This is a genomic window from Devosia sp. (assembly GCF_017307565.1).
Taxonomy (GTDB): domain Bacteria; phylum Pseudomonadota; class Alphaproteobacteria; order Rhizobiales; family Devosiaceae; genus Devosia.
The window spans coordinates 1-3,438 of the sequence record NZ_JAFKHD010000124.1 but is presented as its reverse complement, the minus strand read 5'-3'; the positions used below and the strand labels follow the sequence as shown (position 1 = coordinate 3,438).

3 protein-coding genes and 2 pseudogenes are annotated in these 3,438 nt (G+C 61.2%); 2 read left to right on the top strand and 3 right to left on the bottom strand.

The window, feature by feature from the left end:
- Positions 1-453, top strand: a 453-nt coding sequence (locus J0I64_RS03550; RefSeq protein WP_291406240.1) for a hypothetical protein, incomplete at its 5' end; no start/stop codon positions are given.
- Positions 454-1,300: 847 nt separating this feature from the next.
- Positions 1,301-1,714, top strand: a pseudogene (locus J0I64_RS22600) (cell wall hydrolase); the annotation flags it as partial.
- Between the two features lie 3 nt (positions 1,715-1,717).
- Here J0I64_RS22600 and J0I64_RS03540 read toward each other — a convergent pair.
- The 3 genes and pseudogenes from J0I64_RS03540 to J0I64_RS03530 all read right to left on the bottom strand — a co-directional run.
- The gene (locus J0I64_RS03540) at positions 1,718-2,188 is read right to left on the bottom strand and encodes a hypothetical protein (RefSeq protein ID WP_291406238.1); all 471 of its coding nucleotides are present in this window, start codon (positions 2,186-2,188) and stop codon (positions 1,718-1,720) included.
- A gap of 113 nt (positions 2,189-2,301) precedes the next feature.
- Positions 2,302-2,919 carry an HD family hydrolase gene (locus J0I64_RS03535; protein WP_291406237.1) on the bottom strand — a complete coding sequence of 206 codons (618 nt, stop codon included), beginning with the start codon at positions 2,917-2,919 and terminating at the stop codon, positions 2,302-2,304.
- 269 nt (positions 2,920-3,188) lie between these two features.
- Positions 3,189-3,438 (bottom strand): annotated as a pseudogene (locus J0I64_RS03530) (folate-binding protein); the annotation flags it as partial.

Sequence of the window (3,438 nt, the reverse complement as noted above, 5' to 3'; positions counted from 1 at the left end):
GATGGCGAACGGCTCGCCTGCTATGACGCAATCTTTAGCAATGGTGGTGCGGCCGCTGATGCATTGAGCGTGACCTTTGAATCCGAACAGCTCATTCCCGCCCGGCCGAGCGGCCGGCAGCCGGCAACCATGACCATTGCCTGTGAGGCCGGAAAACTAAGCGCGTCATTTGCTTATGCGGGCAATGCCATGTCGGCGCTGGGGCGCGACGCGGGGATTACCCTGCAGGTCGACCTGCAATCGCCGCGCAGCCGGACGCTGCTGGTCAACCAGAGCAATACCGCGCTCCTGATCGACAATACGGCGGATACGCTGGCCTTTATCGACATGCTGGCAGGGGCGACGAACCTGACGACGCGGGTGACCCCGGTCAACTCCCGCTCGCTCTCGGTGCGCTTCAATCTTGCCGGCGTGCTCGAACAGATCGAGCCGGTGCGGGCGGCCTGCACCTGAGCCAGTAAACGGAAGATGTCGCGGTTGCTGCGACAAATCCGCCAATCACAATTCTGCCTGCCGCTCGCCGCGCTTTGACCCTGCGCGTGCCAACTTGGCCATTTACTCGGCGCTAACCTTAATAAGAGATCATCACAACTGTCGGCATTTTAGCGTCACTTTTGTCGATTTTGTTTGTGTTGCGTAGCGTTGAGTAGAGTGTATGGCTCATCCACACCGGCCAGTCGTGCGTCCGCACGCGGTCAGAGCGGTTCGCCGGGGATTGCCCGTCGCCAGGACGATGGCGTTGGGCTTCGTCGTCTCCCTTGCCTATATGGGCCTTGCCAGCGGTGCCTTCGGCCCGACTGTAGACCTGCCGCATGATCCCACCCAGACCGACACGCCCAAACTCGCCTTGGCGAGCCTGAGCTATTCCGGCTCCGATCCGGTGATTACCGGTTCGGTCGACCATCTCTTCGATTCCGTCAGCTTTACCGGCCCCAACCGCTCGGAAAAGTCCGATCGCTATCGCCCGGCAGTTGACGTCGTCGCCTTCTCGCAGAACTTCGAGGAAGCCCGCGTGCGGATCGCTTCGCTGCGCGATCCCGGCGGCGACCCCGATGCCATGGGGCAATCCCGCATTGCTGCGCTTGGCGACCAGCCCGAGGAGGCCGGGCCGCGCATGTCGGTGGTTTCCATCGACCCGGCAACCGCGGCAGCGCTCGACGCGATTGCCGGCATTGCTCCGCAAACCGCCTCGCTGACCCCGACCGATCCGTTGCCGGTCGTGGCCTCGGAACAGCTGGCCTATGCCCGCGCCAATGCCCCGGTTACCGGGGCTTTTTCGAACACCGCGCCGGTGGAAGTTTCCGATCGTGAAAAGTGGTGCCTCGCCACGGCGATCTACTTTGAAGCGCGCGGTGAAAGCTATCGCGGCCAGGTAGCCGTGGCGCAGGTGGTGATGAATCGCGTTAGGGATCATCGCTATCCCGACACCATTTGCGGCGTCGTGTTCCAGAACCAGAACAAGCGCAATGCCTGCCAGTTCTCCTTTGCCTGCGATGGTATTCCCGAAGTCGTCAACGAGCGCGAGCCCTGGGCTCAGGCCGAGGATATCGCGCAGCGCTATCTTGCCGGCGAGCTCTACCTGACCGAAGTCGGCTCGGCGACGCATTATCACGCGACCTATGTGAGCCCCGCCTGGGCCCCGCGCATGGAGAAGGTGACCCAGATCGGGCTGCACGTCTTCTACAAGTTCAAGCGCGGCTGGTTGTTTGGCTAAAGGCTAGCAATACCAGAAGCTTGCGGTCGAGATGCAGGTGGAAGTCCGCGTCTCGCCGCGGCGCGGCTCGTAGGTCGAGACCGAAACGTAGGAATCGCCGTCATAGGTGCTCATCGTCGTCCACTGGCCATTGTTCCAGCTTGAAAAGCTGAATTGATTCCGTGGTTTAGCGGGCGCGATGATGCCCGGATACTGGACGTTGGGCGAGGCGATGCCATCGGACGAATAGGTGCCAGTGGCGGTGCGGATGACCGAGACATAGCTGACCCTGCCGCCCTCGATCTTCTTGATCGCATGGGTTTCGAGCGGGTCGGTTGAAACCCAATCTTCATGGGCGACGCCGAGATCTTCGTTGAAGATCAAGAGCTTGCTGGCATCGATGCCATTGTAGCCATCGGCGTTTGCGGTTGCGAGCGAGAGCACCAGAGCACCTGTGGTCAGGCTCAAAATCGTGGGCAGGCTCGGCAGTTTCATGACAGGCGTCCCATTCTGATCCAGTGCAGGCGCACACTATTAACGGATCAGTAACCATAATGACGCAACTAAAGCGACCCTTTCTTCGCGCCTTGGTTAATTCTGCCACGGGTTCAGGGGGCGGGGATAAGTCCCGCTATGGCTTCGAAAGTGGCGATGAAGCGGTCATGGGCTTCACGCGTTGGCCAGGGCTGGATCAGCCGGTCGAACTGCTCGATCTCGAAGGCGGCAACACCGGGTTCGCCAAAGAGTTTGATCGCCTCGGCGGGCTCGAAGCCGGCAAGGCTCGTGGCCTCGAAATAGGCAGCTTCTTGGTCGGCTTTTTTCATCTGCTTCTTGAGCGGCACCGACTGGGTCGCGGGCAAGGAGAAGCGGAGATAAATGGCTGATAATAGACGGTTTTCGACGTCCTTGTAGTTTCCTCCCATCGCCGTTTTGAACGGAGAGATGATGTCGCCCATGACATATTCGGGCGCGTCATGAAGGAGCGTCTGGAGGAGCGGCGCGGGACCGGCTTCAGGGTTCGAGGCGCGGAAAAGTTCAAGCACCAGCACCGAGTGCTGCGCCACGGAAAAGGGATAATCGCCAATGGTTTGGCCATTCCAGCGGGCAACGCGGGCAAGGCCATGGGCGATGTCGGAAAGCTCCACATCGACCGGGGATGGATCAAGAATATCGAGGCGGCGACCGGACAGCATACGCTGCCAGGCACGTGTACTTGTGCGGGCCATAGGGGTCGAGTTCGTTAGCAGACTGTTGGCGGTGACACTAACAGATGCGGCCGATTCGAGAATGTTTGGTGAAGGGGGTGGGGAATGTCTCAGCATTTCCACCACTGCATCCAGTCAAACCGGCACCCCCTCCCATCCTCCCCCATCAAGGGGGAGGTGTTGCACCGAGTTTGGGGCACCATCTCGCCGAGAGCACCACTTCTGCACCTCCCCCTTGATGGGGGAGGATGGGAGGGGGGAGGGAGGCACCGTCTAAATGGGAGGAAGAATTACTCGGCGTCCTCAGAAACCGCTTCGCCAAATTGATACGTCGCCCAGGCGGGGAGGGCGAGGGTGACGGGTTTGCAGTCGACCGTAGCGGCGGTGATATCGGTGATGCGGTCCAGGCGGAGGATGGCGACGGCCTGGCCAGCGACGACCTGGCCAATGGTGCCGGCTTCGCGGCCACCGGCAATCACGGCACTACCGGCGGGGGCGTCGATGCCGGAGATTGTGACGGGGCGGCGGCGGGCGGTGCCA